The 725-nt window shown below is 59.6% G+C and carries 1 protein-coding gene; it reads right to left on the reverse strand.

Annotation, left to right across the window (positions count from 1 at the left end; genetic code table 11):
* Positions 1–73: 73 nt before the first annotated feature.
* On the reverse strand, positions 74–604 hold the full coding sequence (locus ACMGEZ_RS29695) for a P-loop nucleotide/nucleoside kinase family protein (protein ID WP_436825864.1): 531 nt from the start codon (positions 602–604) through the stop codon (positions 74–76).
* Positions 605–725 lie beyond the last annotated feature (121 nt).

Raw genomic sequence — 725 nt, forward strand, 5'->3', positions numbered from 1 at the left:
GTGGTGCTGTGATTTGCGGTGTCTTCACGCATGCATGCGCCGTGCCCGCCGCGACCTATTGATCAGCATCTCCCTAGGCGGAAAAGAAGGCGCTCGCGATGTTGCGAGCGGCTGTTGAAGGTTCAACCATGGAGGTGTCGACAATCAACTGGGGGGTTGGCATCGCACGCTCAGAAAGCTCGAACTGATCACGCAGGCTTCTCAGGATCTCCAACGACTGAAGCTTCCCGAACTCCGCTCGGCTCGCGGCGGTGAGGCGTTTTTCCTGCTCGGCTATAGGAACGCGCAGTTGAACAAACATTGTGGCGCCCCCTGCGGCTTGGACAAGGTCGAGGACGCGCTCAGGGAACCCACCGGTGACCGTTGGCTCGGGCGCGAAGGTGAAGATGAGCGAGCGTCCGGTAGCTGCCGCCTCGCGCATAACGCTGAGCCACATCTGCTCCCTGAGCCGTACAAATTGATCCGATCCGAAGGGGAACACCGCGGCAACGGCGTCGACGATCAAGTGATTGTGGAAAACCGGCAGCCCCGTGATTCGTGCGAGTTCGCGGGCGACGGTCAGCTTTCCGGAGGCAGGAGGGCCGTAGATAAAGATGAGCTTCATGGGGTCCTGGGATGAAAAAGAGATTCCTCTTGAGCGTCAGCTTTTGGCCGAGCCTGTGTGGAAACTCCCTTGATGGTCGCCTATATTGAGCCAACCCGTCTGAGCGAGGTGGCTGCCCATG

The sequence above is a fragment of the Variovorax stachyos genome, from assembly GCF_051400855.1.
GTDB lineage: Bacteria > Pseudomonadota > Gammaproteobacteria > Burkholderiales > Burkholderiaceae_C > Variovorax.

Bases quoted from the DNA above. Each gene is read 5' to 3' on its own strand.
- ACMGEZ_RS29695 (WP_436825864.1), bottom strand. From the start codon at position 604: ATGAAGCTCATCTTTATCTACGGCCCTCCTGCCTCCGGAAAGCTGACC.